Here is a 26,465-nt window from a genome sequence, read left to right on the forward strand (position 1 = left end):
ACATCGCTCCGCGCGTCCGGATCTCGGACCTCCACGACCCGTCGTCGTGATCACCGCGCACCTGCGCCCGGGTGTCGAGGGGGCTCGACGACCCTCGGCCGGCCGGTCGGGTGGGCCGCGCGGCCGTCGTCAGGACCCGGGATCGACCGCGATCAGGGCCCAGACGGTGTCGACGACGCGCTCGGCGAAGGGACGGCCCCCGGGATCGCCGCGCAGGAACGCCCCGAAGAAGCTGCCGAAGCACATCGTGGTGAGCGCGTCGGTGTCGAGGTCCGCGCGGACGTGCCCGCGCTCCTGCAGCCCGGTGAGCACGTCGAGGAGGAGCCGCAGCCGGGGTTCGACCGCCCGCTCCCGCAGCAGCTCCAGCAGCTCGGGCGCGCGCGGCTGCTCGCCCATGAACCCGCCCTGCAGGACGATCGCCTCGGGGTTGGCGTAGCAGGGATCGACCCGGCGCACGGCCTCGGCGAACGCCTCGCGGGGCGGGAGGGCCTCGAGGTCGAGCGGCGGGTAGCTGTCGAGCTGGGCCCGGAAGCCCCAGTCCAGAGCGTCGACGACCAACGCGAACTTGCCCGACCAGCGCCGGTAGAGGGTCGGCCGGGACACACCGGCGTCGGAGGCGATGTCCCCGAGGGTCATCTTCGAGTAGCCGTCGAGTACGAGCCGTCGACGGGTCGCACGGATGATCGCCTCATCGAGCGCCGGGTCGCGGGGGCGGCCGCCGGGGCTCGGTTCGCCGGCTGCCGCTCCGTCCACGGCCCGCACCCTACGAGCCGTGGAACGTGGCGAACGCGGAGACCGGCTCGCGGGGCGTGACCACGTCGTCGAGCGGGTGGTCGTGGTCGGCGTGGCCCAGGGCGAGGCCGCAGACCACGATCTCGTCGTCGGCGATGGGGAGGTGCCGGCGCAGCACGCGGTGGAAGTCGAGGAACGAGGCCTGCGCGCAGGTGTCCAGCCCCGCCTCGCGCGCAGCGAGCATGAGGCCCTGCAGGAACTGCCCGGCATCGACGAGCGCCCCGACGAGCGGGTGGGCGCTCACCGTCAGGATCATCCCGACCGGCGCGCCGAAGAACGCGTAGTTGCGCCGGTGGTGGCGGTCCCGGCCGTCGGCGTCGTCGTGCTCGACGCCGAGGGTGCGCCGGTAGAGCCGGTCACCGAACTCCGCGCGGCGGCTCCGGAACGGCTCGACCCACGCGTCGGGCGCCGGCTGGTAGGGGTAGCCGGGCTGCCGGTCGCGTCGGCCGGCGTCGAGCGCCGCCCACAGGTCCTCGGTCAGTCGCCGCTTCGCGTCGCCGGTCACCACGTGCACCCGCCACGGCTGGACGTTGGAGTTGCTCGCCGCGCGGGACGCCAGGGCCAGCAACTCCTCGATGACCTCGCGCGGCACCGGCGTCGGCCGGAAGGCGCGGACGCTGCGCCGGGTCCGCAGCGCGTCGGACACCGAGGCGGCGGTGCGCTGCGCCACGGTCACGAGGCGTCCGGCGCGTCGATGTCGTAGGAGATGCGCCCGGCCGGCAGGAAGAAGAGGGCGATCACGGCGCCGCCGCGGACCTCGGGGTAGTGGTGACTCGCGGGCTCCGGCGCGGTCCACCCGGCGCCCTGCCAGCCACGGGGGCCGCCCAGCTGCGCCCCCTCGTCGAGCGGGACCACCATGTTGATCTCACCGTAGGGGTGCTGGTGGTACTGGCCCCGGAACGCCTCGACGCTGTCCATGTAGACGGCGGTGACGCTGAACCAGCTCAGCCGCTCGCTCGGCTCCGAGATGCGGCTGCGCCGGTAGTGCGGCCCGTCCACCTCGACGTTCGCGGCCCAGCCCTGCTGCACGCCCTCGGTGATGATCGCCGCGAGGTCGTCCCACACGGGGTCGCCGGGCCCGTGGTGGGTGTTGAGGTACGCCTCGAGCTCCTCTCCCGCGGTCTCGTTCCTGATCGTCTCGAGGAAGGGGATGCTGCGGGCGATCAGGTCCTCGGCGGTGGCGCTCACGGGGGCTCCTCGGTGCTCGGCGGTCGCCTCACGGTAGGAGCCGGTTCCGTTACGTGCAAGTCATGTAACGTAACTGCCGCGACGGCGGCTGCCGCGCGACCCGTCGTCAGGAAGGAGTGGCCGCCAGCGCCGCGAAGCGCGTGACGTCGAGCTGCTCGCCCCGCGTGGTCGGGTCGATCCCGGCTGCGCGGAGCCGCCGCTCGGCCTCGGCCGGGGAGCCGGCCCATCCGGCGAGGGCGGCCCGCAGGCCCTTGCGGCGCTGCGCGAACGCGGCGTCGACGACGGCGAACACGGCCCGCCGGTCCCCCTCCGGCTCCGGGCGCCGGTCGAAGGCCACGAGCGCCGAGTCGACGCCGGGCACGGGCCAGAACACCCCACGCGGCACGGGCCCGGCGCGCCGGGCGTCGGCGTACCAGGCCAGCTTCGCGCTCGGCGCGCCGTAGGCGGCCTCGCCGGGTCGCGCGGCGAGGCGGTCGGCGACCTCCGACTGCACCATGACGAGGCCGCGCCGCAGCGACGGCAGCTCGGCCAGCAGGTGCAGCACCACCGGCACGGCCACGTTGTAGGGCAGGTTCGCGACGAGGGCCGTGGGCGCCACGGGCAGGTCGGCGGCGGTGATGCGCAGCGCGTCCGCCTGCACGACGTGCAGGGGGCGCTCCGGGGCGTGCTCGGCCGCCGTCGCGGGCAGCCGGTCGGCGAGCGCCGGGTCGATCTCCACCGCGACCACGGCGGCCGCCTCGTCGAGCAGCGCGAGCGTCAGGGAGCCGAGCCCCGGGCCGACCTCGAGGACCACGTCGTCGGGGGTGAGCTCCGCCAGCCGCACGATCCGCCGGACGGTGTTGGCGTCGTGCACGAAGTTCTGGCCGAGCTTCTTGGTGGGCCGCACGCCGAGCTCCGCGGCCAGGCCCCGGATCTCACCGGCCCCGAGCAGACGGACGGGTGCCGGGGTCACGCCGCCATGATCCCAGGCGCCGCTGCCGGTGAACGCGGACGGCCCCGGGACCACGTGGTCCCGGGGCCGTCCGACGATGTGGCGTCCCTGGCGTTCAGTGCCGGCAGTGACGCATTGCTTGCACCCGGAGGGTGCTACTTCTTGCCGCAGACCGGCCAGGCGCCGTAGCCGCCGCGGGCGTCCCGCACCTTCTCGGCGACCGCGATCTGCTCCTCGCGCGAGGCCAGGTCGGCCCGCGGGGCGTACTGGCCGCCGCCGTAGGCGTTCCAGGTCTGGCGGTCGAACTGCAGGCCGCCGTAGTAGCCGTTGCCGGTGTTGATGTTCCAGTCGCCGCCGGCCTCGCACTTGGCCATGCGGTCCCACTTGGCGGTGGAGCCGATGGCCGGGCCCGCCTTCTTGGTGCCCTTGCGCATCACGCCGCCGACCGGCGCCTTGGTGACGGTCGGGGCGCCCGCGGCGGTCCGGCCGGTCTCCTTGCCGTTCGTGGTGTTGACCGTGAACGTCTGCACCTGCTCGCCGGCCTGGCCGGGCTGGTCGACCTTGGTGGTGCCCGCGTCCATCGTCGCGTCCTCGATCGTCTGCATCGGGGGCGCGATGGGCTGGGTCTCGGTCACCTGGGTCGTGGCGTTGCGCACGACCGTGATCGCGGCGCCGTTCACGAGGTCGCCCGCGTTGACCGTGTCCAGCGGGCCCATCTGCAGACCGCGCTGGGCCAGGAACTCCTGGACCGAGCTGGCGGTCGTCGAGAGCTGCTGCGGGGCGTTGCCGCCGTCGGTGAAGGTGACGTTCTTCGGCAGCTGGACCGCGAGGTTCATGCCGCTCGACGGGATCAGCGAGCCCAGCGGCGCGGACGCGGCCAGCGCCTGGGTCGGCATGCCGAGCTGCCCGAGCGCCTCGGCGACCGTCGTGGCGGTCGTCGTGATGGTCTGCGGCTTGCCGTCGACGACCAGGTTGACCTGGCGCGAGTGGTTGACGACGAGGCGGTCGCCGTCGCGGATCGACGCGGTCGGCGAGGGGGACATCTGGTCGGCCGGGCCGACCTCGATGTCGCCGGAGGCCAGGGCGCCCGCGACGGTGCCGGAGAAGGTGTGCACGACCTGGTCGACGCCGTCGACCGTGACCGTGACCTCCTTGTCCAGCGCGACCGCGGTGCTGCCGCCGGCGGCGACGGCGATCAGGGCCGCGGCGACGCCGCCCTTGACGGCCAGCGAGTAGCGGCCGGTGTCGGTGAGGTCGCGCTCGCGGTAGGTCTCGGGGTCGAGACCGGCCGGCGCGGCGGCCGGGGTCGGCTCGGCGGTGACGGTGGAGCCGGTGCCGGTGAGCCCGGTCCGCGTCTCGAGGTCGTTCCACTCGTCCAGGTCCGGCACGGCGAGCGCACCGGTGCCGTTCGCGGGGCCGGGGCCTGCCCAGCCCGGCCCCGCGATCGGCAGCGGGCCGGTGATGTCATCGGCCCAGGTGGGGAGCGGACCCGTGCGGGGGGCGTGCGACGTGCGGCCGGCCTGCCACTCGGCGGTCCCGGCGTTCAGACCGTCCCAGCCGTCGTCCCAGCTCTCCTCGAGGGAGTCGAACCAGCCGGTGTCGGCGGTGCTGGTGTCGTCGGCGAGCGCGGTGCGCCTGGCGTCGGTGCTCATCGGGCGACCGCCGCCGGGTGAGCAGCGATCAGCGCGAGGGGGGAGCGCAGTACGGCCACAGAGGAATCCGCTTCATCCGTGCTTCCGGGCAGGAACCGCATCCGGGTCGGAGCCGACCGGAACCCTGGGGAAGGTTCCGGGTCATCCCGGATGCCGGGGGTTGGTTCCATCCCGGCGAGTCACAGCACGGTAACGACCCGGGTGTCAGAACCATCAAGCCGACACGAACGTGGTGCGCCGAACGGCAGGCCCACGACGACGAGCGCGGTCACCGCGTGCACCTTCGTTCCACGGAGGGTCACGGTTGAGGCTGTTCGGCCAGCCGGAAGGCCCGCTGGGCGTTCCGGGTGGCCGCTGCCGCCAGCTCCTCGACCGGCTCGTCACGGAGCTCCGCGAGGTCTCGGACCGTGTGGGGGACGACGTACGGCTCGTTCGGCCTACCGCGGTACGGGTGCGGGGTCAGGAACGGCGCGTCGGTCTCGGTCAGCACGAGGTCGGCCGGGGCGTGGGCGGCCGCCTCGCGGAGATCGACGGCGTTCGCGTTGCGGAAGGTCGCGGTGCCCGAGAACGACATGAGCCACCCGTGCTCGGCACAGATCCGCGCCAGCTCGGGCCCGCCGGAGAAGCAGTGGAAGACCACCGTCGCCGGGGCGCCCTCGGCCCGCAGGACGTCGACGATCCCGTCGTGGGCCTCGCGGTCGTGGATCACGAGCGGCAGGCCGGTCCGCTTGGCGAGGTCGACGTGCCACGCGAACGCCTCGCGCTGGACCTCCAGCGGCGCGCAGTCCGCGCGCCGCGTGGTCCAGTAGTCGTCGAGCCCGGACTCCCCGACGGCGACGACGCGGGGCAGCGTCGTGAGGCGCTCCAGCTCGGCGCGCGCGGCGTCGTCGAGGTCGTTCGAGCGGGTCGGGTGCAGCCCGACCGCGGCGAACACGCGCGCGTCGGTGCCCGCCGCCCACGCCGCCCACCGCGCCGAGGCGAGGTCGTCGGCCGTCGTCACCATCGCCGTCACGCCGGCCGTGGTGGCCCGGTCGAGCACCTGGGCGAGCACGTCCGGCTCGCTCGCCCCGCACGCGTCGAGGTGGGTGTGGGCGTCGATCACCCCGCCCCGGATCGGCTCCGGGACGGGGGGTGGGACGTTGCGGTCACCCTTCGGCATGGATGGGCGCCCAGGACGGGCCGGTCTCCCCCAGCGCGGTGTCGAGCTTCGCGAACAGCGGCGTCGGCCGCGACAACGGCCGCCCGACGGGGATCGGGGTCGACTCCCAGCGCGCCTGCTCGTGGGCGTAGTCGCCGGTGAGCACGGAGTGGGTGGTGCCGAGGTCGGTGGTCCCGCCCTCGACGCGCTCCGGCTGCGCCGCCCACACGCCGGTGCCGCCGAGGGCCTCGTGGACCTTCTGCGCGGCGTGCGGGAGGAACGGCGTCAGCAGCGTGTTGGCGTCCTGGACCACCTGCAGGGCCGTGTGCAGGATCGTGTCCCGCCGTGGCGGGTCGTCCTTGCGCTTCCAGGGCTCCTCGTGGCTCAGGTAGGCGTTGGCCGCCCCGACCACGCGCATCGCCTCGGACGCGGCCGCCTTGAACCGCGAGCGCTGCAGGTGCGCGCCGACCGTGGTGAACGCCGCCCGCGACTGCGCGAGCAGCTCGGCGTCGGCGGCCTCGGGACGCGTCGGCTCCGGGACCGCGCCGACGTTCTTCGCGGCCATGGACACCGAGCGGTTGACGAGGTTGCCCCACTCGTTGGCCAGCTCGAAGTTGGTGCGGCGGACGAACTCGTCCCAGGTGAAGTCCGTGTCCTGGTTCTCCGGGCCCGCGACGGCGATGAAGTAGCGCAGCGCGTCCGGGCCGAACTCGCGCAGGAAGTCCCCGACGTAGATGACGGTGCCGCGGCTCGTCGAGAACTTGGAGCCGGACATCGTCAGGAACTCGCTGGAGACGACCTCCGTGGGCAGGTTGAGGGTGCCGAACTCGCCGGGCGTCCCGCCCTTGTCCCCCGCGCCGTTCTGGCCGAGCAGCAGCGCGGGCCAGATCAGCGAGTGGAAGACGATGTTGTCCTTGCCCATGAAGTAGTAGGCGCTGGCCTCCGGGTCGCACCACCACTGCTTCCAGGCGTCCGGGTCGCCGGAGCGCTCCGCCCACTCGACCGAGGCCGACAGGTAGCCGATGACCGCGTCGAACCAGACGTAGAACCGCTTCATCGGCGCGTCCCGCCAGCCGTCGAGCGGGACCTTCACGCCCCAGTCGAGGTCGCGGGTGATGGCGCGGGGACGCAGGTCGTCGAGCAGGTTGCGGCTGAAGTTGAGGACGTTCGGCCGCCAGTTCGTCCGGGTGTCCAGCCACGACGCGAGCGACTGGGAGAACGCCGGCAGGTCGAGCATGAGGTGCTCGGTCTCGCGGAACTCCGGGACCTCGCCGTTGATCCGGCTGCGCGGGTCCTTGAGGTCGGCCGGGTCGAGCTGGTTGCCGCAGTTGTCGCACTGGTCGCCGCGCGCACTGGGGTAGCCGCAGATCGGGCAGGTGCCCTCGATGTAGCGGTCGGGCAGCGTGCGGCCGGTCGACGGGCTGATCGCGCCGAGGGTCTTCTCCCCGAACACGTAGCCGTTGCGCCAGAGCCCCTCGAACATCCCCTGGACCACGCGGTGGTGGTTGTCGGTGGAGGTGCGGGTGAACAGGTCGTAGGACAGCCCGAGGCCCACCAGGTCGTCCTGGATCACCCGGGAGTACCGGTCGACGAGCTCGCGCGGGGAGGTGCCCTCGGCGTCGGCCTGCACCTGGATCGGCGTCCCGTGCTCGTCGGTGCCCGACACCATGAGCACCCGGTTCCCGACCATCCGCTGGTAGCGGGAGAACACGTCGGAGGGCACACCGAAGCCGGACACGTGGCCGATGTGCCGGGGGCCGTTCGCGTAGGGCCACGCGACGGCGGTCAGCACGGACTCGCTCATGTCCTCATTCTCCCGGTGCGCGCCACCGGGCTCCGCGCGGGCTACATGGCGCCGAACTGCCGGTCCCCGGCGTCACCCAGGCCGGGGACGATGTAGCCGTACTCGTTGAGCCGTTCGTCGACCGTGGCGGTCACGACCCGCACCGTGGGGTGCGCCGCGCGGAGCCGCTCGACACCCTCCGGTGCCGCCACGACGCACACCGCGGTGACGTCGTCGGCGCCGCGCGCGGCGAGCAGGTCGATCGTGTGGGCCATCGAGCCGCCGGTGGCGAGCATCGGGTCGAGCACGAAGACCGGCCGACCCGCGAGGTCGCCGGGCAGGGACTCCATGTACGGCGTCGGCTGCAGGGTCTCCTCGTCGCGGGCCACCCCGACGAAGCCCATGAGCGCACCGGGCACCTGCGCGTGGGCCGCCTCGGCCATGCCGAGACCGGCGCGCAGCACGGGCACGAGCACCGGCGGCGCGGCCAGCGCGGTCCCGGCGGTGTCGGCGACCGGCGTGGTCACCCGCGTCTCGGTCACCGGCGCCTCGCGCAGCGCCTCGTACACGAGCATCGTCGTGAGGTCGCGGACGGCGGCGCGGAACGCGGCACGGTCGGTGCGGGCGTCGCGCAGCGCGGTGAGGCGCACGCGCGCGAGCGGATGGTCCACGACGAGCAGCATGTCGCCGCAACCTAGTCGCCGACGCGTCCCGGCACACCGCGGCCTGGCATCCTGCGGGCCGTGGTCGCCGCCGCCTACCGCTCCGGTCACGCCCGCGTCGTCGCGCTCCTCGAGGGCCTTCCCGACGACGGGTGGCGCCGGCCGGTGCCCGCCTGCCCGGACTGGACCGTGCGCGACCTCCTCGCGCACCTGGTCGGGACGTCCGCCGACGTCGCCGCCCGGCGGACGGCCGGCTTCGCGGGTCCGGACTGGACCGCCGGCCACGTCCGCGACCGGGCCGACGCCGACGTCGGGACCCTCCTCGCCGAGTGGGAGGAGAGTCTGCCGGCGACGGCGGAGGCGCTCGACGAGCGCCGGGTCCCCGCCGCCGTCGTCGGGGACCTGACCGTGCACGAGGGCGACCTCGTCGAGGCGCTCGGGGCGCCGCGGCCGCCCTGGGACGGGTGGGCGCCGACCGCCTCAGTGCTCGTCCGGCAGGTGGTGAAGGGCATCCGGGGGCCGCAGGCGCTGGTGGTGCGGGCCGGCGGGACCGAGTGGCGCAGCCCGGAGGACACGCGCGAGGACGTCGTCCGCAGCGTGTTGCGGGTCGACCTGTACGAGCTCTACCGCGGTCTGAGCAGCCGGCGCAGCCGGGCGCAGATGCGGGGCTGGGACTGGGAGGGCCCGACCGACCCGTGGGTCGACGGACTCCCGGTGCACGGCCCCCGTGACGACGAACAGCCGGTGCCCCCTCCTCCGGTCTGAGGAGCGGGCACCGGCTGCACGGTGTGGCGTGGGTCAGATCGGGAGCAGGCCCGTGATCGTCTCGACGATCGAGGAGGTCTCGGTGACGTCCGAGTTCTCGGTGCGGGTGTCGCCGTTGACGACGTCGCCGCCGGCCACGTTGTTCGCCGAGCCGATCTGGTTGCCGTTGAGGATGTCGCAGACGTTGCTGGCGTCGAGGGCCTGGTCGCCGCCCGTGGTGTCGCCGAGGCTACGGCCCGAGCCGTTCTCCGTGGAGGCGGCGACGGCGTTCGAGCAGCCCTGGGCGGCGTGGCCCGACTCGTGGGCGGTGGCCACCCCGGTGAGGGTGCCGAGGCCGGCGCCGACGATCAGGGTGCCGATGGCGGCGGAGCGGAAGATCGACATGGTGTCTCCTTGAGAGGTGGGCCCGGGACCGGGCCGCGAACCGTCCGGGATCGGGGCCCGGACGGGGAGGTCATCGGTGCGCGTCGCGATCGTCGGATCGCGTCGCGAGGGAAGCGGAGCGGCCGGCGGTGCCGGACCGCGCTCCGATGAACGACCGGGGTGCTCCCGCGCCGTCCGACCCGCGGGCCGACGCGTCGCGTCGGCCGTGGGACTCAGAGCCCGAGCAGGTCGCCGAGGATCGGCAGGCCGCCGCCCGCGCCGCCGTCGACCGGGGCGGCCGGGACGGTGGTGGTGCTCTCCTCGGTCGTGGTGGTGTCGCTGGTGCGCGTGATGTCGGTCAGGTCGCCGTTGCGGATGTCGCCGCCGGCCACGTTGTTGCCCGACAGGACCTCGTTGCCGTTCGCGATGTCGCAGAGGTTGTCGGCCGCGATGTCCTGGCTGCCACCGGTGGTGTCGCCGAGCGTGCTGCCGGCGCCGTTCTCGCTGGCGGCCTTGACGCTGTTGGAGCAGCTCTTGCCCGCGTCGCCGTGGTGGTCCCAGGCCAGCGCCGAGCCGGACATGGCGCCGAGGCCGGCGCCGACGACCACGGTCGCGAGAACGGTGTTGCGCAGGATCGACATTCTGATTGCCCCCGAAATGTGTCGGTCTGACGAAGAGCGCCGGTCCGCGGCAGTGCGCAGCACGGTCACATGGCGGTCAACGGACGGCCCAGGCGGTGGTCACGGGACAATCACGACGATCCCCCGTTCGTGATCGGCGAATCGTTCCGCTACCCGATCGCCAATTTTGGAACACCTTTTCACACACATTCTTTCGAGTGGCGGAACGACGACGGGCCGGCACCCGCCCCGGAGGCGGGTGCCGGCCCGTGGCGCGGCGGGGAGCGGTCAGCCGACCGTCGAGGTGCTCGTCTCCGTGGTGTCGGTGGTGACGGTGCGGGTCACCGAGCTCGTGTCGCCGTTGACGACGTCGCCGCCGGCGACGTTGTTGGCGCTCGCGACCTTGTTGCCGTTGAGGATGTCGCAGGTGTTCGAGGCCGACAGGTCCTGCGCGCCGCCCTCCGTGTCGCCGAGGCTGCGGCCGGACGAGTTGCTGCTCTCGGCGGAGACGCCGTTCGAGCACCCGCCGTCGTGGTGCGACGCGTGGGCGCTGGCGACGCCGGCGGTGGACGCGAGGCCCGCACCCAGGATCGCGCTGGCGAGGACGGTCTTGCGGAAGACGGACATGGTGTGTGGACCCCCGATGACGTGGTTGGACGGGCCCGGGGAGCGCCAGGTGGCGGACCGGGTCCGACCGGTTCAACGGGTCCCGGGCGCCGGTCGTGACGACCATCGACCCGACGTCGCCCGAAGGTGGACACGACGACGGCCGGCCCCCGGGATGCTCGGGGACCGGCCGTCGGAGGTGGCGCGGGTCGGGCTCAGAACGGGAAGTTCGGGCCGAAGAACGAGTCGAAGGTCAGGGTGCGGTTCACCGTGGTCGTGCGGTTCACGGTGGTGGTGCGGGTGGTCGTCCGGGTGTTCCCGTTGACGATGTTGCCGCCCGCGATGTTGTTCCCGCTGCCGATCACGTTGCCGTTCCCGTTGCCGCACGAGTTCGAGGTGCGGATGGTCTGCGACCCACCGGTGGTGTCGCCGAGGCTGCGGCCGGAGGAGGTCTTCGAGACCGCGGAGACGTTGTTGGAGCAGGAGCTCGAGCCGGCCGACGCATTCGGCGCGGCGGTCGCGATACCCGCGGTGGAACCGAGTCCGACACCGATGACGGCGGTGGCGAGAGCGGCGCGCGCAATGACGTTCTTCATGGTGGGTCCCCCCGGTGCGATGTGCCGGAGACGATGTCGTGCTCCGGACTCGTGCGGGGTATCGCCGCGTTCCGGCCGGCTGGTACGCGCATTTCCTGCGTTCCGCCGATCGTGTGACGGCACGAAAAAAAGCCGGACCCGGTCACCACGCCCTCGAGTGCGAGGGGAGCGAACCGGATGGCTCCCGGAGGAGCCGTCCGGCCTGGGCGTGGTGACCCGGTCCGGCGTCGTGCGGTGATCCCCGGAGATCAGAGGGGGAGCAGGTCCAGGATCGTCTCGGAGGTCTCCGTCGAGGTCCGCGAGTCGTTGCGGATGTCGGTGTCGCCGTTGACGATGTCGCCGGCGGCCGCGTTGTTGCCGCTCAGGACCTCGTTGTCGTTGAGGATGTCGCAGGTGTTGGAGGCCGACAGGTCCTGGTCGCCACCGACGGTGTCGCCCAGGGTGCGGTCCGCACCGTTGCTGCTCTTGGCGGCGATGCCGTTGGAGCAGCCCTTGCCGGCGTCGCCGTGCTCGTGCGCCATGGCGACACCCGCGGTCGAGGCGAGCCCGGCGCCCAGGATGACGGTGGCGACGGCGGCCTTGCGGAACATCTGCATCTTCGATTCCCCCGAATCGTGGAGCTTGCTCGGTCCGGCGGCGAAGGGAGTCGCTCGCCGGTCAGTCACAGTCGGCTCAACGCGAGGGGACGAACCGAGGTCACGGCTCCGTCACGACGTTCCCCCGTTCGTGACGAAACGATCCGCTGACCTGCAGCGATACGTCGGGGATCGAGCCAGGTCTCCGCTGGACGCACGTGGTGGCGATGACAGTGCGTCACCCTTCCGGGATCTTCAGGTGAACCTGCTCCGCGCCGGGAACCTCGCCTCGTGGGGCCCGCCTTCTCGCGAGGGGCACACCACGCATCCGCGGGCCGCCACGGACCTGCCCTGTGTGCACCTCGCGGACGGCGGCGGGCAGCCGCACCCCGGAACGACGAAACGGCCGGCCCGGAGCGGTGAGCTCCGGACCGGCCGTGGGTCGTGCGCGCGCTGCGATCTAGCCGATCGGCGTGGTCGTCGTGCCCTGGGGCACCGAGGACGGCGCGGCGAACGTCTGCGCGGGGGCCGCCTGCTGCACCGGCTGGGCCTGCTGGACCTGCGGGGCGCTCGTGCCACCGAGCAGGCCGCCGAGGCTCTGACCCACCGACACCGACAGGTGGTTGCCGTTGAGGTTGTTCTTGACGTTGTCGTTCAGGATGTTGCAGACGTTCGACGTGATCGGGGCGTCGAGGACGTTGCCGATCCCGATGAGACCGTTGCCCTGCTTGTGACCGGTGCCGACGCCGTTGGAGCAGCTCGAGTCCACGTCGGTGCCGTCGTGGTGCTTCGAGTGGCCGTGGTGGCCGGAGTCGTGGTGGCCACCGGAGGGAGCGTCACCGGCGAAGGCCGCGCCGGCGGTCGTCACGAGGCCGGCGCCGATGATGGCGGACGTCAGCACGGTCTTGCGGAACATGGACACGCTGTTCTCCTGCTCGCAGAACTCGGGGTGCGGGCCGCGACGAGCGCGGGCCGGAGCGTTCGGCTCCGGCCCGCGGGCCCGTTGTCTCACTGTCACCACCGGCTCGTCGGTACGAGCGGACGATCGGGGGTCGTCCGCGACGACGAGCCGCGAGGGCCTCAGAGGAGGTCGAGCGCCAGGGTGTTGCCGTTCAGGTTGTCCTTCACGTTGTCGTTCAGGATGTTGCAGATGTTCGAGGTGATCGGGGCGTCCGCGACGTTGCCGATCCCGAGCAGACCGCCGTTGCCCTGCTTGTCGCCGGTGCCGACGCCGTTGCTGCAGCTGTTGTCGACCTTCGTCACCGACTTGTGGTCGCCGTGCGACTTGTGGTGGTGACCGCCGTCGTGGCCGCAGTCGCTCGCGAAGGCCGAGCCGGCCGTGGACGCGAGGCCCGCGCCGATGATGGCGGTGGTCAGGACGGTCTTGCGGAACGTGGACACGCTTGGTCTCTCCCCTGGTCGTCTGGACACGCGCGCGACCGGACGGGTCGCACACCGTGCGTCGCGACGCGGTGACGCATCACGACTCGGTGACTCCAACGCCTCGATCGAGTGAAGGTCACGGTCGGATGTCGATCCGGGTGACGACGGCGTCCACGATCGGGTCTGGAGCAGGGGATCCGCGCACGATGTTCACCCGCTCGGAGCAACAACGGCAGCGACGACCGCGGGAGAAACGGTGTCGGGAACGACGACGGGCCGGCACCCGCGGGAGAGGTCTCCCGGGGTGCCGGCCCGTGGTCGTGCGGGTCGTGCGAGGTCGTACCGGTCGTGCGGTCGCGGCCGTCGGTGGCCGCTGACTGCCTGCCCGCAGTCGGGTGGCTCGGCTCAGCCGGCGGCGCCACCGATCGTGCTGGTGATGTCCTCGGTGACCGTCGAGGACGAGGTCCGCGTCGTGGTGTCGCCGTTGGTCACGTCGCCGAGCAGCGAGATGTTGTTGTTCGACAGCACCTCGTTGCCGGTCAGGATGTGGCAGAGGTTCGAGGCCGACAGGTCCTGGTCGCCACCGGTGGTGTCGCCCAGCGAGCGGCCGGAGCCGTTCTTCGACTCGGCGGCGACGTTGTTGCTGCAGCCGCTGTCCGAGGAGTTGCTGTAGTGCTTGTCGTGGCTGCCGTGGCCACCGTGGTGCCCGCCGTCGCCCGGGTCGTCCCCGGCGAACGCCGCACCCGACATCGAGCCGAGGCCGGCACCGATGATCGCCGTCGCCAACACGGTCTTGCGGAACATCGACACGTTCATTCCCCCATGGAAGTCGAGGTGTCCACGGGCCCACCGGTCGTGGGTCCGCGCCATCACGATCGACCAACGCGGGGGGACGGCGGTGGGGCACGGCTTGTCCGGTTACTTCATTCGTTCGAGCGTTCCTCGCTCGCCGGGCTCAAGCCTTACGCCGATCGCACTAATGGGCGACCTGACGGACCAGCCCGACGACCACCGAGCCCAGTTCGCTGCCCGCGTCCTCCTGGAGGAAGTGGCCGGCCCCGTGCAGCACGGGGTGGTCGAGCCCCGCCGCGCCCGGCACGTGTTCGCGCAGCGCCGGCGCCATCGGCCCGGTGATCGGGTCGCCGTCGGAGAAGGCCACCAGGAACGGCCGCGTGAACCGCCCCAGCGCCTCCCACGCGGTCCGGTTGGCCGCCGTCTCCGGGTCGTCCGGCCGGGTGGGCACCAGCAGTGGCATCGCCCGCGGCCCGGCGGTGTAGGAGTCGTCGGGGAAGGGCGCGTCGTAGGCGGCCCGCTCGGACGCCCCGAGCCCGCGCACGCAGCCGGACGCGACGAAGCGCCCGACGTCGAGCCGTTCCGCGCGTTCCACGGCGTGCCGGAAGCGCCACCACGGCTCGGGCATGTCGGTGTCGCCCGTGGGCAGCCCCGTGTTGGCCGCCACGACGGCCCGGAAGCGTCCCGGTGACGCGGCCACGAGCCGCAGCCCGATCAGGCCGCCCCAGTCCTGCCCGACGAGCACGAGGTCGTCGAGCCCCAGGGCGTCGAAGACCGCCTCGCGCACCCACTCCACGTGGCGCGCGTAGGAGTGGTCGCCGACCTCCGCGGGCTTGTCCGACCGGCCGAACCCGACGAGGTCGACCGCCACCGCGGGCACGCCGGCGCCGACCAGCGTGTCGAGCACCGAGCGGTAGAGGTAGGACCAGGTCGGTTCGCCGTGCAGCAGCAGCACGGTGGGTCCGGGGCCGGCGGGCCCGACCCGGTAGGTGGCGACGCGGATCGGGCCACCCCCGCCGTCGGGATCGGTGACCTCCACCCACGTGGGCTCGTGGCCGAAGCCCGCGAGCCCGGTGAACCGTTCGTCCGGGGTCCGCAGCAACCGCACGGGGGCAGGGTGCCGCATCCCCGCGCGCGAGGCGAGCCGTCCGGCGTCACCGGGTGGTGGACCGCCCCGAACGGCCTGGTCACCCCCGGGCCCCTAGGGTGGCCGCCGCACGTGATCACCCCGCAGGAGACACCGGAGGCCGACCGTGGCCCAGGACATCGTCCCCATCACCCTCGCGCTGACGGGCGGGGACCTGGTGACCCTCTGGGCGCCGCGGTGGCGCGAGGACGGTGAGGAGTGGGAGGCGTTCCTCGGCGACGACGACCACGTCTTCGCCTTCGCCGACGCCGCCGACCTGGCCGCCTGGATCCGCACCAGCGACGCCGACGGACTCGACCACGACCTCGTCGACCACCCCGCGTGGCCCGTGGTCGGCGGGCTGTCGGTCGACGAGCTGACGCCGGAGGACATCCAGCGCTACGACGTCGTGGGCGTCCCCGAGCTGGTCGCCGAGGAGCCGGACACCTTCTCGGTCGACGACCTCGCGGAGATCACCGCGATGACCCGTTCGCTGGCCGACGTGTGCGACCTCGAGGGCGTGCTCGCGGTCCTCGACTCCACGCCGGCCTTCGCCGCGCTGCCGGACGGCCTCGCCGTCTTCGGCGGCCGCGACGGCGCGGCGCTGTGGGCCGAGCTGGCCGACGTGGTCGCCGAGCGCTGGGACGAGGTCGTCGACGCCCTCGACGCCCTCGTGCGCGTCCCCGAGGTCGACGTCGAGCTGGCGGCCAAGCTGCGCGCCACGGCGACGCCGCCGGCCGGGGCCGACGACGACGAGACCGATCCCGACGACGGGTCGGGCGGCTCGGGCAGCGCCGAGGACGCCGAGAACCACCCGGCGGACCCGGCCGCCGTCGTGCAGGACCCGCAGGACTCCGCCGTGGACGGCCCGCTCGCCGACGCCCCGGAGGAGCTGCGGTCCGACGCCGCCGGGGAGTCGGTGCGCACCGACCTCGTCGACGCCGCCGAGGAGCCCGAGCCGGGGTTCTGGGAGGAGGTCGGCATCGACCCGATCTCGATCCTGTCGGCCGAGGGCGAGGTCATCACGCTGCGCTGCTTCCTCGACGACGAGCCCGTCTTCCTCGGGCGCGACGGCCGCATCGAGGTCTTCTCGAGCAGCCGCGCGCTGCGGACGTGGATCGCCGGCGAGGGGTCCGAGGGCCACGACCTCGCGGAGGTCTCGACCTGGGCCGACGTGATGACGGCGGCGGTCGGCGGTGACCTCGAGGTGGAGGTGGCCCCGGAGAACCGCTACGTGCTCGTCGGGCTCGGCGAGGACCTCCTCGAGGGTCCCGAGGCCGTCGACCCCTCCCAGCTCGAGCTCGCCGTCGAACTGCTCCTCGACGCCGCCGACTGGGCGGGCGACACGCTCACGCGGGAGGCCCTCGCCCCATCCGAGGCGCTCGGCTGGCTGGTGTCGTTCGTGCTGCGGCCCGACCCGAACCGGCTCACGCCGTCGCCGCCGTTCACGCGCGAGGCGGCCCGGTGGCGTGAGCTCGAGGACCGGCTGGTGGGACGCCTGCGTCAGCCGTGACCCGAGTGGCGCACGGGACGCCCTTCTCCCACCGGTGGTAGGGGCGCGTCCGAAAGGGTCACACCGCCTGGCTAGCCTCCGTGGTCGATGACCGAAGTCGAGATCGACCGCGCGGCGTCGAGCGACCTGGCCGTGTCCCCGCGAGGAGTGGGCTCCACTGTGATCGACACCAACCAGACCATGTCCTTCGACCGGATGCGCAGCATGCTCGTCCGGGCCGCCGAGGTCAGGGACTCCGAGCAGCAGCAGATCTTCGACTCGCTCGACGAGATCCACGGTCGGCTCGCGGCACTCGACGCGCTCGGCGCGATCCGCAAGCGGCTCGCCGAGGTGCCCGACCGCACCGAGATGAGCGTGCTCGCGGAGCGCCTCGACGAGACGGTCGCGAAGCTCGACGCCCAGGAGTCCGCGATCTCCTCGCTGGCCCGCCTCGTCGAGGGCGTCGTGGACCGGGTCGTCGACAAGCTCGCCGCGCCGTTCGCGCAGCTCGACGGCCGTCTCGACGGCGTCACCGGCCGGTTCGAGGGCGTCGCCGGTCGCATGGACGGCCTCGAGGACCGCATCGGCGGGCTGCACAAGCGCCTCGACGACCTCGACAACCGCCTCGACCGGCACGAGATGCGCCTCGACGGGATGCCCGCCGCAGTGACCGGTCCGGTGCGCGAGCGCCTCGAGGGCGTCGAGTCCTCGCTGCGCGGCCAGGTCGAGGAGACCTCCCGCGCCCTCGCCGAGACCTCCCGGGCGCTGTCCGAGGAGCTCGCCGCGACCCGCGACGCCGCCCGGACCGACGCCGAGACCTCCCGCACCGAGGCCGGCTCCACCGCCCGCGAGCTCACCGGACGGCTCGAGGAACTCGCCGGCCGCCTCGACGGGCTGAACACCCGCGTCGAGGGCGTCGAGCACTCCGTCGTCGGCCGGGTCGAGGGCGTCGAGCAGTCCGTCGGCACCCGCCTGGACGGCGTCGAGGGTTCGCTCGCCGGCACCCGGCAGGACCTCGAGACGTCGATCTCCGGGCTCGGCGCGCGCGTCGACGGCGTCGAGACCACCCTGCGCGACCGGGTGTCCTCGCTGGCCTCCTCGCTCGAGGCCTCGCTGGACAAGCTGGACGGCACGCTCGTGAACCGGCCCGACCACGAGGCCGTCGTCGCGCTGGTCAACCGCTCCAACGAGGAGTCCGAGCTGCGCCAGGCGGGCCAGCTCGACGAGGCGCTCTCCACCTTCGCCGAGATCATCCTCGGCTCGGGCGGGCAGCAGCAGGGCCCGGCGCCCCGCCCGGCCGCCCGCCGCGGCGCGCGCAAGCCCGCGCTCACCTCCGGCCGCGAGATCAGCCTGAACGGCGACCACGCCCCGGACGACGACGAGGGCTGATCCCCTCCCCCGACGACGGCCCGTCCCCGGCTGGGGGCGGGCCGTCGTCGTCGGGTCCGCCGCACCACCCGTTAGGGTCGGACACCGATGCTCCACCGCTGCGCAGCCCTGCTGGTCGTCGTCCTGCTCGGCCTGCTCGGCGCCGCACCGGCCGCCCTGGCGGCGCCGGCCTCCCCGGCCGCGCCCGACCAGACCGCGTGCCCGCAGGTGAACCAGCCGGGCCCGCCGGTCGACGCGTCCGAGGCACCGCGTCCCGGCGGGGCCGCGCCCGCGCCGCTGCCGGTCCCCGCCGAGCCCGTGGGCGGCGAGCAGATGGGCACCTGCGACGTCGCGGTGCCGTCCGGGGCGCCCGCGCCGCCCGAGGTCGGGGTGCAGTCCTACGTCGTCGCCGACCTCGACACCGGCGCCGTGCTCGCGGCCAAGGTCCCGCACGCGCGGCTGCGGCCCGCGTCGCTGCTCAAGACCCTCACCGGCCTGCTCGTCGCCCGGCAGGTGCCGATGGACCAGGTGCTCACCGGCACGCAGGACGACGCGAACCAGGAGGGGACGCGGGTCGGCATCGGGCCGGGCGGGCAGTACACGGTCCGGCAGCTGTTCGACGCGATGCTGATGGCGTCGGGCAACGACGCCGCCCACGCGCTCGCCGTCCGCCTGACCGGCTCGGTACCCGCGACCGTCGACCTCATGAACCGCACCGCGGCCCAGATCGGCGCCCTCGACACCCGCGCCGCCACGCCCTCCGGGCTCGACGGCCCGGGGCAGAGCTCGAGCGCGTACGACCTGGCCAGCATCTTCCGGCTCGGCATGCAGGAGCCGGCGTTCGCCCAGGCGGTCGGCACCCGGCAGATCCAGTTCCCGGGGTTCGGGCCGACCCCGCCGTTCGCGGTGGACAACGACAACAAGATCTTCCGGTACCCGGGCGCCCTCGGCGGCAAGACCGGCTTCACCGACGACGCCCGCCACACCTACATCGGCGCGCAGGAGCGCGGCGGGCGCCGCCTCGTCGTCGTGCTGATGCACGGCGAGCAGCGACCGGTTCCGATGGTCGAGCAGGGCCTCGCGCTGCTCGACTACGGCTACGCCCTGCCGCGCGACGCGTCCGTCGGGCAGCTCACCGAGCGGGGCCCCGGGAACGTCGCGGCGAGCTCCGACGCGTCCTCGACGACCACGGTGGACACCCCCGACTCCCCTGCCACCGGCGACACGAGCTGGGGCACCTGGCTCGCGCTCGGCGGCGTCGTGGTGCTCGGCCTCGTCGTGGTGGTCGCGCGGTACCGCCACCGGGTCTGAACCGGAGCCGGGGCGGGGTGGGGAGGCCCCCACCGATCAGCGGCGGCGCCGCATCCCGTTGATCCCCAGCACGGCGCCGAGCACGGCCCCCGCGCCGAGCAGACCCGCCGTCGCGCGGGCACCGGGGCCACGGGCGACGGTAACGGCCGGCCGGACGATCACCGGGGCGGGCTCGGGGAGGTCCTCGCGCTCGTTCTCCTTGAGCGTCGCCGCCCAGGCGGTGACGAACAGGATGAAGCGCGAGACGAAGTTGACGAAGACGAGCAGACCGATGATCGGCCCGAACGCCGCGCCGGCGGGCGAGCTGGTGACGCTCGTGATGTAGAAGGTCATGACCTGCTGGAGGATCACGAAGCCGACCGAGGCGAGGATCGCCGCCCGGCCCGCCGAGCGCAGCGTCACGGGCTCGCGGGGCAGCCGGGCGATCACCCAGAGGAAGACCAGCCAGTTCGCGACCAGGGTGATCACGAGCCCGGCGGCGAACAGCACGACCTTCACCCACGCCTGGTCGGCGAGCCCGAGGAACTCCGCCACGGCGTTGGAGGCGCCGGTGGCGATCGCGGTGATCGCGAAGGAGACCGCGAACGCCAGGCCGAGGCCGATCATCGCGACGAGGTCGCCGGCGTAGCGCTTGACGACCGTCGGCGGCTCGCCGCGCTGGTCCCACTGCTCCGAGAGCGCCTCGCGCAGGTTGCCCATCCATCCGAGCCCGGAGAACAGGGCACCGAGCAGACCGATGATCCCGACCGCGTTGCGCTGCTCGATGGCCTGCGAGATGACCTGGTTGAGCAGGTCGCCGAGCCCCGGAGGGGCGGCCTGGGTGATGCCGAGCGAGAACCGGTCGAGCAGGGCCTGGTTGTTGGCCAGCACGAACGCCAGGGCCGCGAAGGCGACCATGAGCAGCGGCACCAGCGCGAGGATCGAGAAGAAGGTGATCGCCGCGGCGTAGTGGTCACCGTGCTTCTCGGTGTAGCGCGTGGCCGCCCGGACCAGGTGGTCCAGCCACGGGTTCTGCTCCCGGATCTGCTCGAACTTCGTCTTCTGCGGCGGCTCCGCCGTGCCGTAGATGGTCGCGCTCATGCCCGCCTCGTCTCCCCGACGCCCGATACGGGGAGTGACCTACCCAGCGGGCCGGGCGATCACGCCGAGGCGGCCCCGGCCGTACCGAGATAGGGGCGGGGATCGAACTCGGCGTTGCGCTCCCGGAACGAGCGCGCCGACCCCGGCCACAGCAGCGTGAGGCGTCCGCTGGCCTCGTCGACGTACCAGCTGCGGCACCCGCCGCGCAGCCACACCGTGTCGCGCGCGGCCCGGTCGACGTCGCGCACGTAGGCGCGCTCCGCCGCGGCCGACACCTCCAGCGGGCCGCCGGTCGTCCCGAGGTGGGCCAGGGCGCCGAGCACGTAGTCGATCTGCGTCTCGATCATGTACACGGCCGAGTTGTGGCCGAGGCTCGCGTTCGGGCCGTCGAGCACGAACATGTTCGGGAAGCCGTGGACGGCGGTCGACGCGTAGGCGCTCATCCCGTCCGCCCAGTGGTCCTCGAGCGATCCGGTACGGCCGTGCACGCGTCCGGCGTAGGGCTGGCGCGTCGCGTGGAACCCGGTCGCGAGCACGAGCACGTCGAGCTCGTGCCGGCGGCCGGAGCCGGCCACGGCCGTCGAGCCGTCCACCGCGACGAGCGCCGAGTCCTCCACGGTCACGTGCGGCCGGTCGAGCGCCGGGTAGAGCTCGTCGGAGAGCACGATGCGCTTGCAGCCGATCTCGTAGCCCGGCGACAGGCGTCGACGCAGGTCGGGGTCGGTGACCTGTGCGTGCAGGTGGTCGCGGGCGCGGGTCCGCAGCTCGTCGATGGCGGGCCGCAGCCGCCGACGGGCGGCGATCCCGCGCTCGGCCTCGTCGAAGATGTCCTCGCGGTGACGGCGGGCGGCCACCGGGTCGCGGGTGAAGCGGGCGCGTTCCTCCGCGGTGTAGGCGCGGTCGCCGCGCGGCACGACCCACGTCGGGGTCCGCTGCAGCACGACGAGCTCGCGGGCCCGGTCGGCGAGCTGCGGGATCACCTGCGCCGCGGACGCGCCGGTGCCCACCACGCCGACGCGGTGCCCGTCGACCGGCGTCGCCGGGTCCCACCGGGCGGTGTGGACCACCGGCCCGTCGAAGGTGTCCAGGCCGGGGATGTCCGGCACCCGCGGGTCGGTCAGCCGTCCGGCCGCGAGGACGAGCACCCGGGCGCGGACGGTGCCGGCGTCGGTCCGCAGTTCCCAGCCGCGGCCGGTCCAGCGGGCCTCGCGCATCTCGGCCCCGAAGCGCACGTGACCGGCCACGCCCTCCTCGACGGCGGCCGTGCGCAGGTACTGCTGGATCTCCGCGCCCGGCGCGTAGATCCGCGACCAGTCCGGCGCCGGCCGGAACGAGAACGAGTAGAGGTGCGAGGGGACGTCGCACGCCACCCCGGGATAGCGGTTGTCGCGCCACGTGCCCCCGACGTCGTCGGCCCGCTCGAGCAGCAGGAAGTCGCGGTGCCCCTGTCGACGCAGCCGGATCGCGAGGCCCAGCCCCGCGAACCCGGCGCCGACGATGGCCACCTCGACGTCGGTCGTGCCGGCACGGCTCATGCCACCGTCACCCGCTCCGGTGCCACCTCGCCGTAGAGCGTCGTCCGCTGCCGCACGGGGCGGCCCAGCGCGGCGGCGAGGTCGTGCACGTCCGCGACCGCGAGCACCCGCCCGGCCTCCGGACCGGCCCCCGGGTCGAGCGTGCCGTCGAGGAGCAGGCCCCCGAGGTCGTCGGCGCCGCCGCGCAGCACCGCGGACACGGTGTCGCGGTCGAGCTTCGGCCACGCCGCCTGCACGTGGTCGATCCGGCCGGTCAGCAGGAGCCGGGCGACCGCGTGCAGCGCCCGTGTCTCGCGCGGCGTCGCACCCCGCGCGTCGACCCCGGGCGGCACGTCGACCAGCGGCATCGCGATCAGCTCGGTGAACCCGTGCGTCTCGTCCTGGATCGCCGCCAGGGCCCGCAGGTGCGCGACCTGCTGCGCGGGGGTCTCGACGTGGCCGTAGACGATCGTCGCGGTCGACCGGAGGCCCACCCGGTGCGCGGTGCGGACGAGCTCGGTCCAGCGCGCCGCGGGGATGTCGGTGCCGCCGCTCAGCAGCGCGCGGATGCGGTCGTCGAGGATGCGCGCGGCGGTGCCCGGCACCGAGCCCAGGCCGGCCGCGCGGGCCGCCGTCAGGAACGCCTCCGGGGACGACCCGCGGCGCACCGCGGCCGCCTCGACCTCGGCGGGACGGAAGGCGTGGACGTGCAGCGGCGCCCGGGCGGTGATGCGCCCGACGAGCTCCACCGCCGCGTCCGGACCGGCCTCGTCGGGCAGCGGGCCCTGCAGGCACACCTCGGTGGCCCCCAGCGACCACGCCTCGTCCACCAGCGCGTCCAGGTGGTCGGGCTTCGTGACGAGGCCCGGGTCGAGGTTGCGGTTGACCACGACCGTCAGGTCGTCGCCGACCGTCCGGCGCCGGACGGTGTCGGCGAGCGCACAGAGCTCCTCGAGCTCGTCGCCGTCGGCCCCCAGCAGCGCCGCGTACCCGTCGTCGGGAAGGCCCGCGGGGTCCTCCCGCGCGGCCCGGAGCCAGGAGCTCACCGCGGCGCCATTTCCACCGGTCGGGCTCCCCTGTCGGCGTGCTCCCCTCGATGCTGCGTCTCCCGCAGCCCGTCGGCGTCCGCCAGCTTCCCGACGACGGGCGCCACGGCCGGGTCGATCCAGCCCGCCTCGCGTTGGTAGCGCGGGTAGACGGTCAGGCGCGGGCGCAGGGTGAAGCCGGCCCGGGCGGTGACCGCGGCCAGCGCGTCGAGGCCCGGCCAGGGGCGCTCCGGGTTCACGTGGTCGGGCGTCACCGGGGACACGCCGCCCCAGTCGTCGATGCCGGCGCGCAGCAGCAGCGCCTGGTCCTCGGCCGCGTCCGCCGAGTCGCCCAGCTCGCCGGCGAGGTTCGGCGGCGCCTGCACCGTGACCCCGAGCGGCATCAGCAGGCGCGCGACCGCGACCGCGGCGACGAACTCGTCGAACTCCGCGTCCGGCTCGCCGCGCATCGCGGTGTCCGGCTTCGCGCGGAAGTTCTGGACGATGACCTCCTGTACGTGCCCGAACTCCTCCGCGAGCCGGGCGAGCGCGAGCAGGGACTCGGCGCGGTCGCGCAGCGACTCCCCGATCCCCACGAGGATGCCGGTGGTGAACGGCACGCGCGCGCGGCCGGCGTCGGCGATCGCGGCGAGCCGGACCGCCGGGTCCTTGTCCGGCGACCCGAAGTGGGCCCCGCCGGGCTCGATCAGCAGCGTCGAGGTCGACTCGAGCATCATGCCCATCGACGGCGCCACAGAGCGGAGCGCGGCCAGCTCGTCGGGGGTCATGACGCCGGGGTTGAGGTGCGGCAGCAGCCCGGTCCCGTCGAGGACGGCCTGTGCCGCGGCGCGCACGTAGTCGATCGTCGAGGTGTACCCGCGGGCGGCGAGCCAGTCGCCGGCCGCGCGCCAGCGGGCCTCCGGACGGTCGCCGAGGGTGAACAGCACCTCGGTGCAGCCCTGGTCGGCGCCGGCGCGCGCGATGTCGAGGACCTCGTCGAGCTCCAGGTACGCCGCGGGCAGCCGCCCGGGGACGGTGGCGAACGTGCAGTAGTGGCAGCGGTCGCGGCACAGCCGGGTGAGCGGCACGAAGACCTTCGGGCTGTAGGTCACCACACCGGGGCGGCCCTCGTGCTCCAGATGGGCTTCCCGCCGGCGGGTCGCGCGGCTCAGCAGCGCCTCCAGCTCGTCGCCGCGGGCGGCGAGGAGCCGGACGACCTCCTCTTCCTGCATGTGATCACCCACCACCCGAACGTACGCCCGCCCGGGTCGCGACCGCATCGACGGCGGCCGGGAGGCGCACCGTGACCGTCGTCCCCTCCCCCGGCGCGCTGGTCACCCCGACCGTGCCCGACATCGCCTCGACCAGCCCGCGCACGAGGGCGAGCCCGAGGCCGGACCCGCCGGCGTCCGCACCGAGCTGGTCGAACGGCACGAAGAGCCGGTCCATCAGGGTCGGGGCGATCCCGGGCCCACCGTCGCGGACGGCGAGCACGACGTCCTCGTCGTCCTCGTGCGCGGTGACCTCGACCCAGCCGTCCCGGTGGTTGTGCCGCACGCCGTTGGTCACGAGGTTGATCAGCACCTGCCGCAGCCGGCGGCCGTCGCAGAGCACCGCACCGCACCCGGCGTCGGGAACGGAGACCGTGATCCCGCGCTCCGCGGCGAGCGGCGCGAGCAGCTCGGTGACCTCGGCGACGACCGCGCCGGGATCGACGGGCGCGGGCGAGAGCGGCAGCGCACGCGCCTCGAGGCGGGCGAGGTCGAGGACGTCGCCGACGAGGTCGAGCACGTGTCGGGCGGCGGTGTCGATGTGCCCGAGGGCGGCGCCGCGGCGCTCCGGGGGCAGGTCGAGGGTCCCGAGCAGTTCCGAGAAGCCGATGATCGCCTGCAGCGGGGTGCGCAGCTCGTGGGAGAGCGTCGAGAGCAGCTCGGACTTCGCGCGGCTGGCGTCCTCCGCCACCCGCGCGGCGAGCTCGGCCTCGCGCCGGGCGACCCGGTCGCGCTGCGCGGCCCGGCGGGCGGTCACGTCGACGACGTTGAGGCTGAGGTGGCGCCGGGCCCCGGACCCGACCACGGACGCGGAGAGCGCCGCGATCAGCGTGCTGCCGTCGGCGCGCACGAGCGTGACCTCCAGCGGACCGGGCGCGGCGCCGAAGACCGTGGGGCCGCCGCGGCCGGCCAGGGACCGCAGCAGGAGGCGGGCACCGGCGCGGTCCTCCCGGCGCACGACCGCGGAGAGGTCGGCGGCGAGCAGGTCCGTGGCGTCGCGGCCGAGCATCCGGGCGAGGGCGGGGTTGACCTTGAGGAACCGGCCGTCGAGGTCGGTGAGCGCCATCCCCACGGCGTTGTCCTCGAACGCCCGGCGGAAGCGTTCCTCGCTCTGGGCGAGCGCGCCGTAGAGCCGGTCGTGCTCCAGCGCCAGCGCGGCGAGGTCGGTGAAGCGGGCGACCAGGCGCCGCTCGCGCTCGTCGGGCCGGTGCCCGGCCTCGTGGTAGACCGCGAACGTCCCGAGGACGGCCTCCTCCTGCGCCTCCGCCCGGCCGAGCCGGATCGGGCTGGACCAGCACGAGCGCAGTCCGTGCGGCAGCGCGAGGGCCTTGTAGCGCGTCCACCGGCCGTCGACGGCGATGTCCTCGGCGACCACCGCCTCGCCCGTGTGCGCGGCCGTGCCGCAGGACCCGGCGTCGTGCCCGATGGCCATCCCGTCGATCGCCGCCGAGTACGCGGCGGGCAGGGAGGGGGCGGCGCCGTGGTGCAGCGTCCCGGCGACGGGGTCGAGGACGAGGACCGAGCAGCGGCTGCCCGGGATCAGCTCCTCCAGCGACCGGGTGACGGCCTCGAGCACCTCCCCGCGCGTGGCCCCGCCCGCGAGCAGCTCGAGGACCCGGTGCTGGTGGCCGAGCAGGACGCGGGTGTCGTCCACGGGCGTCACGGGTCGAGCTGGTAGCCGACGCCGCGCACGGTGCGGATGCGCGGGCGGGCCGCCGGGTCGGGCCGCAGCTTCTGGCGCAGCCGGTGGACGTGCTCGGTGACGGTGGCCTCCCCCTGCCAGCCCTCGCTGCGCCACACCTGGGCGAGCAGCTGGGCGCGGGAGAACACCTGCCGCGGGTGGGCCACGAGGAACGCCAGCAGGTCGAACTCGCGGGCGGTCAGCTCCACGGTCTGGCCGTCGAGGCGCACCTCGCGGGCCGCGACGTCGAGGGCGAGGTCGCCCGCCACGACGGGCGCGGCGGGCCGCGAGCGGCGCAGCACCGACCGGACCCGGGCCGCGAGCTCGCCCGGCGAGAACGGCTTGACCAGGTAGTCGTCGGCGCCGAGGTCGAGGCCGACGATGCGGTCGGTCTCGCCGCTGCGCCCGGACAGGACGATCACCGGCAGCGCCTCGGTCGCGGGCTTCGCGCGGACCCGCCGCAGCACGTCGAGCCCGCCCACCCCGGGCATCGTCAGGTCGAGCACCACGAGGTCGGGCGGCGTGCCGTCGATGGCGGCCAACGCCGCCGCGCCGTCCCCGGCCTGGTCGACGGCGAACCCGTCGGACTCCAACTGCCACGACGCGACCGTCCGCACGGCCTCGTCGTCGTCGACGACGAGTACCCGCGGGGCGACGTTCGGGTCCACGGCGACCCCCTCCGCACGACTGATCGTCGATCGTGCCGGGCGGCACGGGCGGCGGACAAGTACCGGGCCGGGGCACCCGCCGC

27 protein-coding genes are annotated in these 26,465 nt (G+C 74.1%); 4 read left to right on the top strand and 23 right to left on the bottom strand.

The window, feature by feature from the left end; translation table 11 throughout:
- Nucleotides 1-129: 129 nt before the first annotated feature.
- The 8 genes from LN037_RS19400 to upp all read right to left on the bottom strand — a co-directional run bounded on the left by LN037_RS19400 (nucleotide 130) and on the right by upp (nucleotide 8,167).
- Nucleotides 130-753, bottom strand: coding sequence for a TetR/AcrR family transcriptional regulator (locus LN037_RS19400; protein ID WP_230755684.1), 624 nt, complete (start codon nucleotides 751-753; stop codon nucleotides 130-132).
- Between the two features lie 10 nt (nucleotides 754-763).
- The gene (locus tag LN037_RS19405; protein WP_230755686.1) at nucleotides 764-1,468 is read right to left on the bottom strand and encodes a nitroreductase; all 705 of its coding nucleotides are present in this window, start codon (nucleotides 1,466-1,468) and stop codon (nucleotides 764-766) included.
- Nucleotides 1,465-1,980, bottom strand: coding sequence for a 4-hydroxylaminobenzoate lyase (locus LN037_RS19410; RefSeq protein ID WP_230755688.1), 516 nt, complete (start codon nucleotides 1,978-1,980; stop codon nucleotides 1,465-1,467). The genes LN037_RS19405 and LN037_RS19410 overlap by 4 nt, the downstream gene beginning before the upstream one ends.
- A gap of 106 nt (nucleotides 1,981-2,086) precedes the next feature.
- Nucleotides 2,087-2,932, bottom strand: a complete 846-nt coding sequence (rsmA, locus tag LN037_RS19415) for a 16S rRNA (adenine(1518)-N(6)/adenine(1519)-N(6))-dimethyltransferase RsmA (protein ID WP_230755690.1) — start codon at nucleotides 2,930-2,932, stop codon at nucleotides 2,087-2,089.
- 134 nt (nucleotides 2,933-3,066) lie between these two features.
- Complete coding sequence (locus tag LN037_RS19425) at nucleotides 3,067-4,563, bottom strand: resuscitation-promoting factor (RefSeq protein ID WP_305058963.1); 1,497 nt, start codon at nucleotides 4,561-4,563, stop codon at nucleotides 3,067-3,069.
- A gap of 298 nt (nucleotides 4,564-4,861) precedes the next feature.
- Complete coding sequence (locus tag LN037_RS19430) at nucleotides 4,862-5,722, bottom strand: TatD family hydrolase (RefSeq protein ID WP_230755692.1); 861 nt, start codon at nucleotides 5,720-5,722, stop codon at nucleotides 4,862-4,864.
- Complete coding sequence (gene metG, locus LN037_RS19435; RefSeq protein WP_230755700.1) at nucleotides 5,709-7,505, bottom strand: methionine--tRNA ligase; 1,797 nt, start codon at nucleotides 7,503-7,505, stop codon at nucleotides 5,709-5,711. Before metG ends, LN037_RS19430 begins: the two co-directional genes overlap by 14 nt.
- 41 nt (nucleotides 7,506-7,546) lie before the next feature.
- Nucleotides 7,547-8,167 (bottom strand): uracil phosphoribosyltransferase, encoded by a 621-nt coding sequence (upp, locus tag LN037_RS19440; protein ID WP_230755702.1) that lies wholly within the window; start codon nucleotides 8,165-8,167, stop codon nucleotides 7,547-7,549.
- A gap of 60 nt (nucleotides 8,168-8,227) precedes the next feature.
- On the opposite strand from upp, the gene LN037_RS19445 reads away from it, so the two are divergent.
- On the top strand, nucleotides 8,228-8,911 hold the full coding sequence (locus LN037_RS19445) for a maleylpyruvate isomerase family mycothiol-dependent enzyme (RefSeq protein ID WP_230755704.1): 684 nt from the start codon (nucleotides 8,228-8,230) through the stop codon (nucleotides 8,909-8,911).
- A 33-nt stretch (nucleotides 8,912-8,944) separates the two neighbouring features.
- Here LN037_RS19445 and LN037_RS19450 read toward each other — a convergent pair whose 3' ends face one another.
- From LN037_RS19450 to LN037_RS19490, 9 genes are all read right to left on the bottom strand, one after another.
- On the bottom strand, nucleotides 8,945-9,295 hold the full coding sequence (locus LN037_RS19450) for a hypothetical protein (RefSeq protein WP_230755706.1): 351 nt from the start codon (nucleotides 9,293-9,295) through the stop codon (nucleotides 8,945-8,947).
- Nucleotides 9,296-9,507: 212 nt separating this feature from the next.
- The gene (locus LN037_RS19455) at nucleotides 9,508-9,915 is read right to left on the bottom strand and encodes a hypothetical protein (RefSeq protein ID WP_230755708.1); all 408 of its coding nucleotides are present in this window, start codon (nucleotides 9,913-9,915) and stop codon (nucleotides 9,508-9,510) included.
- A 267-nt stretch (nucleotides 9,916-10,182) separates the two neighbouring features.
- Nucleotides 10,183-10,521, bottom strand: coding sequence for a hypothetical protein (locus tag LN037_RS19460; RefSeq protein ID WP_230755709.1), 339 nt, complete (start codon nucleotides 10,519-10,521; stop codon nucleotides 10,183-10,185).
- A 194-nt stretch (nucleotides 10,522-10,715) separates the two neighbouring features.
- Complete coding sequence (locus tag LN037_RS19465) at nucleotides 10,716-11,096, bottom strand: hypothetical protein (protein WP_230755711.1); 381 nt, start codon at nucleotides 11,094-11,096, stop codon at nucleotides 10,716-10,718.
- A 248-nt stretch (nucleotides 11,097-11,344) separates the two neighbouring features.
- Nucleotides 11,345-11,692 (bottom strand): hypothetical protein, encoded by a 348-nt coding sequence (locus LN037_RS19470; protein WP_230755713.1) that lies wholly within the window; start codon nucleotides 11,690-11,692, stop codon nucleotides 11,345-11,347.
- A gap of 439 nt (nucleotides 11,693-12,131) precedes the next feature.
- Entirely contained in the window at nucleotides 12,132-12,587 is a 456-nt protein-coding gene (locus LN037_RS19475) for a hypothetical protein (RefSeq protein ID WP_230756071.1), read from the bottom strand.
- Between the two features lie 164 nt (nucleotides 12,588-12,751).
- Nucleotides 12,752-13,072: a hypothetical protein gene (locus tag LN037_RS19480; RefSeq protein WP_230755715.1), complete on the bottom strand. Its 321-nt coding sequence runs from the start codon at nucleotides 13,070-13,072 to the stop codon at nucleotides 12,752-12,754.
- Between the two features lie 387 nt (nucleotides 13,073-13,459).
- Nucleotides 13,460-13,870 carry a hypothetical protein gene (locus LN037_RS19485; RefSeq protein WP_230755717.1) on the bottom strand — a complete coding sequence of 137 codons (411 nt, stop codon included), beginning with the start codon at nucleotides 13,868-13,870 and terminating at the stop codon, nucleotides 13,460-13,462.
- Nucleotides 13,871-14,030: 160 nt separating this feature from the next.
- Complete coding sequence (locus LN037_RS19490; RefSeq protein WP_230755719.1) at nucleotides 14,031-14,954, bottom strand: haloalkane dehalogenase; 924 nt, start codon at nucleotides 14,952-14,954, stop codon at nucleotides 14,031-14,033.
- Between the two features lie 145 nt (nucleotides 14,955-15,099).
- Between LN037_RS19490 and LN037_RS19495 the strand changes: the two genes are divergently transcribed.
- From LN037_RS19495 to LN037_RS19505, 3 genes are all read left to right on the top strand, one after another.
- The gene (locus LN037_RS19495) at nucleotides 15,100-16,485 is read left to right on the top strand and encodes a SatS C-terminal domain-containing protein (protein WP_230755720.1); all 1,386 of its coding nucleotides are present in this window, start codon (nucleotides 15,100-15,102) and stop codon (nucleotides 16,483-16,485) included.
- A gap of 87 nt (nucleotides 16,486-16,572) precedes the next feature.
- Complete coding sequence (locus LN037_RS19500) at nucleotides 16,573-17,853, top strand: coiled-coil domain-containing protein (RefSeq protein WP_230755722.1); 1,281 nt, start codon at nucleotides 16,573-16,575, stop codon at nucleotides 17,851-17,853.
- 87 nt (nucleotides 17,854-17,940) lie between these two features.
- Nucleotides 17,941-19,143, top strand: coding sequence for a D-alanyl-D-alanine carboxypeptidase family protein (locus LN037_RS19505; RefSeq protein WP_230755730.1), 1,203 nt, complete (start codon nucleotides 17,941-17,943; stop codon nucleotides 19,141-19,143).
- Nucleotides 19,144-19,179: 36 nt separating this feature from the next.
- Here LN037_RS19505 and yhjD read toward each other — a convergent pair whose 3' ends face one another.
- Genes yhjD through LN037_RS19535 form a run of 6 tightly spaced genes read right to left on the bottom strand, consistent with a single transcriptional unit; the run spans nucleotide 19,180 to nucleotide 26,382 of the window.
- Nucleotides 19,180-20,223, bottom strand: coding sequence for an inner membrane protein YhjD (yhjD, locus tag LN037_RS19510; protein ID WP_230755738.1), 1,044 nt, complete (start codon nucleotides 20,221-20,223; stop codon nucleotides 19,180-19,182).
- 59 nt (nucleotides 20,224-20,282) lie between these two features.
- On the bottom strand, nucleotides 20,283-21,758 hold the full coding sequence (locus LN037_RS19515; RefSeq protein ID WP_230755740.1) for a flavin-containing monooxygenase: 1,476 nt from the start codon (nucleotides 21,756-21,758) through the stop codon (nucleotides 20,283-20,285).
- Nucleotides 21,755-22,783, bottom strand: a complete 1,029-nt coding sequence (locus LN037_RS19520; protein ID WP_230755742.1) for an FO synthase — start codon at nucleotides 22,781-22,783, stop codon at nucleotides 21,755-21,757. Before LN037_RS19520 ends, LN037_RS19515 begins: the two co-directional genes overlap by 4 nt.
- Complete coding sequence (gene cofG, locus LN037_RS19525) at nucleotides 22,780-23,994, bottom strand: 7,8-didemethyl-8-hydroxy-5-deazariboflavin synthase CofG (protein ID WP_230755744.1); 1,215 nt, start codon at nucleotides 23,992-23,994, stop codon at nucleotides 22,780-22,782. Before cofG ends, LN037_RS19520 begins: the two co-directional genes overlap by 4 nt.
- A 4-nt stretch (nucleotides 23,995-23,998) precedes the next feature.
- Complete coding sequence (locus tag LN037_RS19530) at nucleotides 23,999-25,696, bottom strand: sensor histidine kinase (RefSeq protein ID WP_230755746.1); 1,698 nt, start codon at nucleotides 25,694-25,696, stop codon at nucleotides 23,999-24,001.
- Entirely contained in the window at nucleotides 25,693-26,382 is a 690-nt protein-coding gene (locus LN037_RS19535) for a response regulator (protein WP_230755748.1), read from the bottom strand. The genes LN037_RS19530 and LN037_RS19535 overlap by 4 nt, the downstream gene beginning before the upstream one ends.
- Nucleotides 26,383-26,465 lie beyond the last annotated feature (83 nt).

The organism is Actinomycetospora soli (assembly GCF_021026295.1).
Classification (GTDB): domain Bacteria; phylum Actinomycetota; class Actinomycetes; order Mycobacteriales; family Pseudonocardiaceae; genus Actinomycetospora; species Actinomycetospora soli.

Bases quoted from the DNA above. Each gene is read 5' to 3' on its own strand.
- LN037_RS19500 (WP_230755722.1), top strand. From the start codon at position 16,573: ATGACCGAAGTCGAGATCGACCGCGCGGCGTCGAGCGACCTGGCCGTG.
- LN037_RS19470 (WP_230755713.1), bottom strand. From the start codon at position 11,692: ATGCAGATGTTCCGCAAGGCCGCCGTCGCCACCGTCATCCTGGGCGCC.
- LN037_RS19485 (WP_230755717.1), bottom strand. From the start codon at position 13,870: ATGAACGTGTCGATGTTCCGCAAGACCGTGTTGGCGACGGCGATCATC.
- LN037_RS19430 (WP_230755692.1), bottom strand. From the start codon at position 5,722: ATGCCGAAGGGTGACCGCAACGTCCCACCCCCCGTCCCGGAGCCGATC.
- LN037_RS19460 (WP_230755709.1), bottom strand. From the start codon at position 10,521: ATGTCCGTCTTCCGCAAGACCGTCCTCGCCAGCGCGATCCTGGGTGCG.
- metG (WP_230755700.1), bottom strand. From the start codon at position 7,505: ATGAGCGAGTCCGTGCTGACCGCCGTCGCGTGGCCCTACGCGAACGGC.
- LN037_RS19450 (WP_230755706.1), bottom strand. From the start codon at position 9,295: ATGTCGATCTTCCGCTCCGCCGCCATCGGCACCCTGATCGTCGGCGCC.
- LN037_RS19465 (WP_230755711.1), bottom strand. From the start codon at position 11,096: ATGAAGAACGTCATTGCGCGCGCCGCTCTCGCCACCGCCGTCATCGGT.
- upp (WP_230755702.1), bottom strand. From the start codon at position 8,167: ATGCTGCTCGTCGTGGACCATCCGCTCGCGCGCGTGCGCCTCACCGCG.
- LN037_RS19475 (WP_230756071.1), bottom strand. From the start codon at position 12,587: ATGTTCCGCAAGACCGTGCTGACGTCCGCCATCATCGGCGCCGGCCTC.
- LN037_RS19515 (WP_230755740.1), bottom strand. From the start codon at position 21,758: ATGAGCCGTGCCGGCACGACCGACGTCGAGGTGGCCATCGTCGGCGCC.
- LN037_RS19455 (WP_230755708.1), bottom strand. From the start codon at position 9,915: ATGTCGATCCTGCGCAACACCGTTCTCGCGACCGTGGTCGTCGGCGCC.
- LN037_RS19505 (WP_230755730.1), top strand. From the start codon at position 17,941: ATGCTCCACCGCTGCGCAGCCCTGCTGGTCGTCGTCCTGCTCGGCCTG.
- cofG (WP_230755744.1), bottom strand. From the start codon at position 23,994: ATGCAGGAAGAGGAGGTCGTCCGGCTCCTCGCCGCCCGCGGCGACGAG.
- yhjD (WP_230755738.1), bottom strand. From the start codon at position 20,223: ATGAGCGCGACCATCTACGGCACGGCGGAGCCGCCGCAGAAGACGAAG.
- LN037_RS19425 (WP_305058963.1), bottom strand. From the start codon at position 4,563: ATGAGCACCGACGCCAGGCGCACCGCGCTCGCCGACGACACCAGCACC.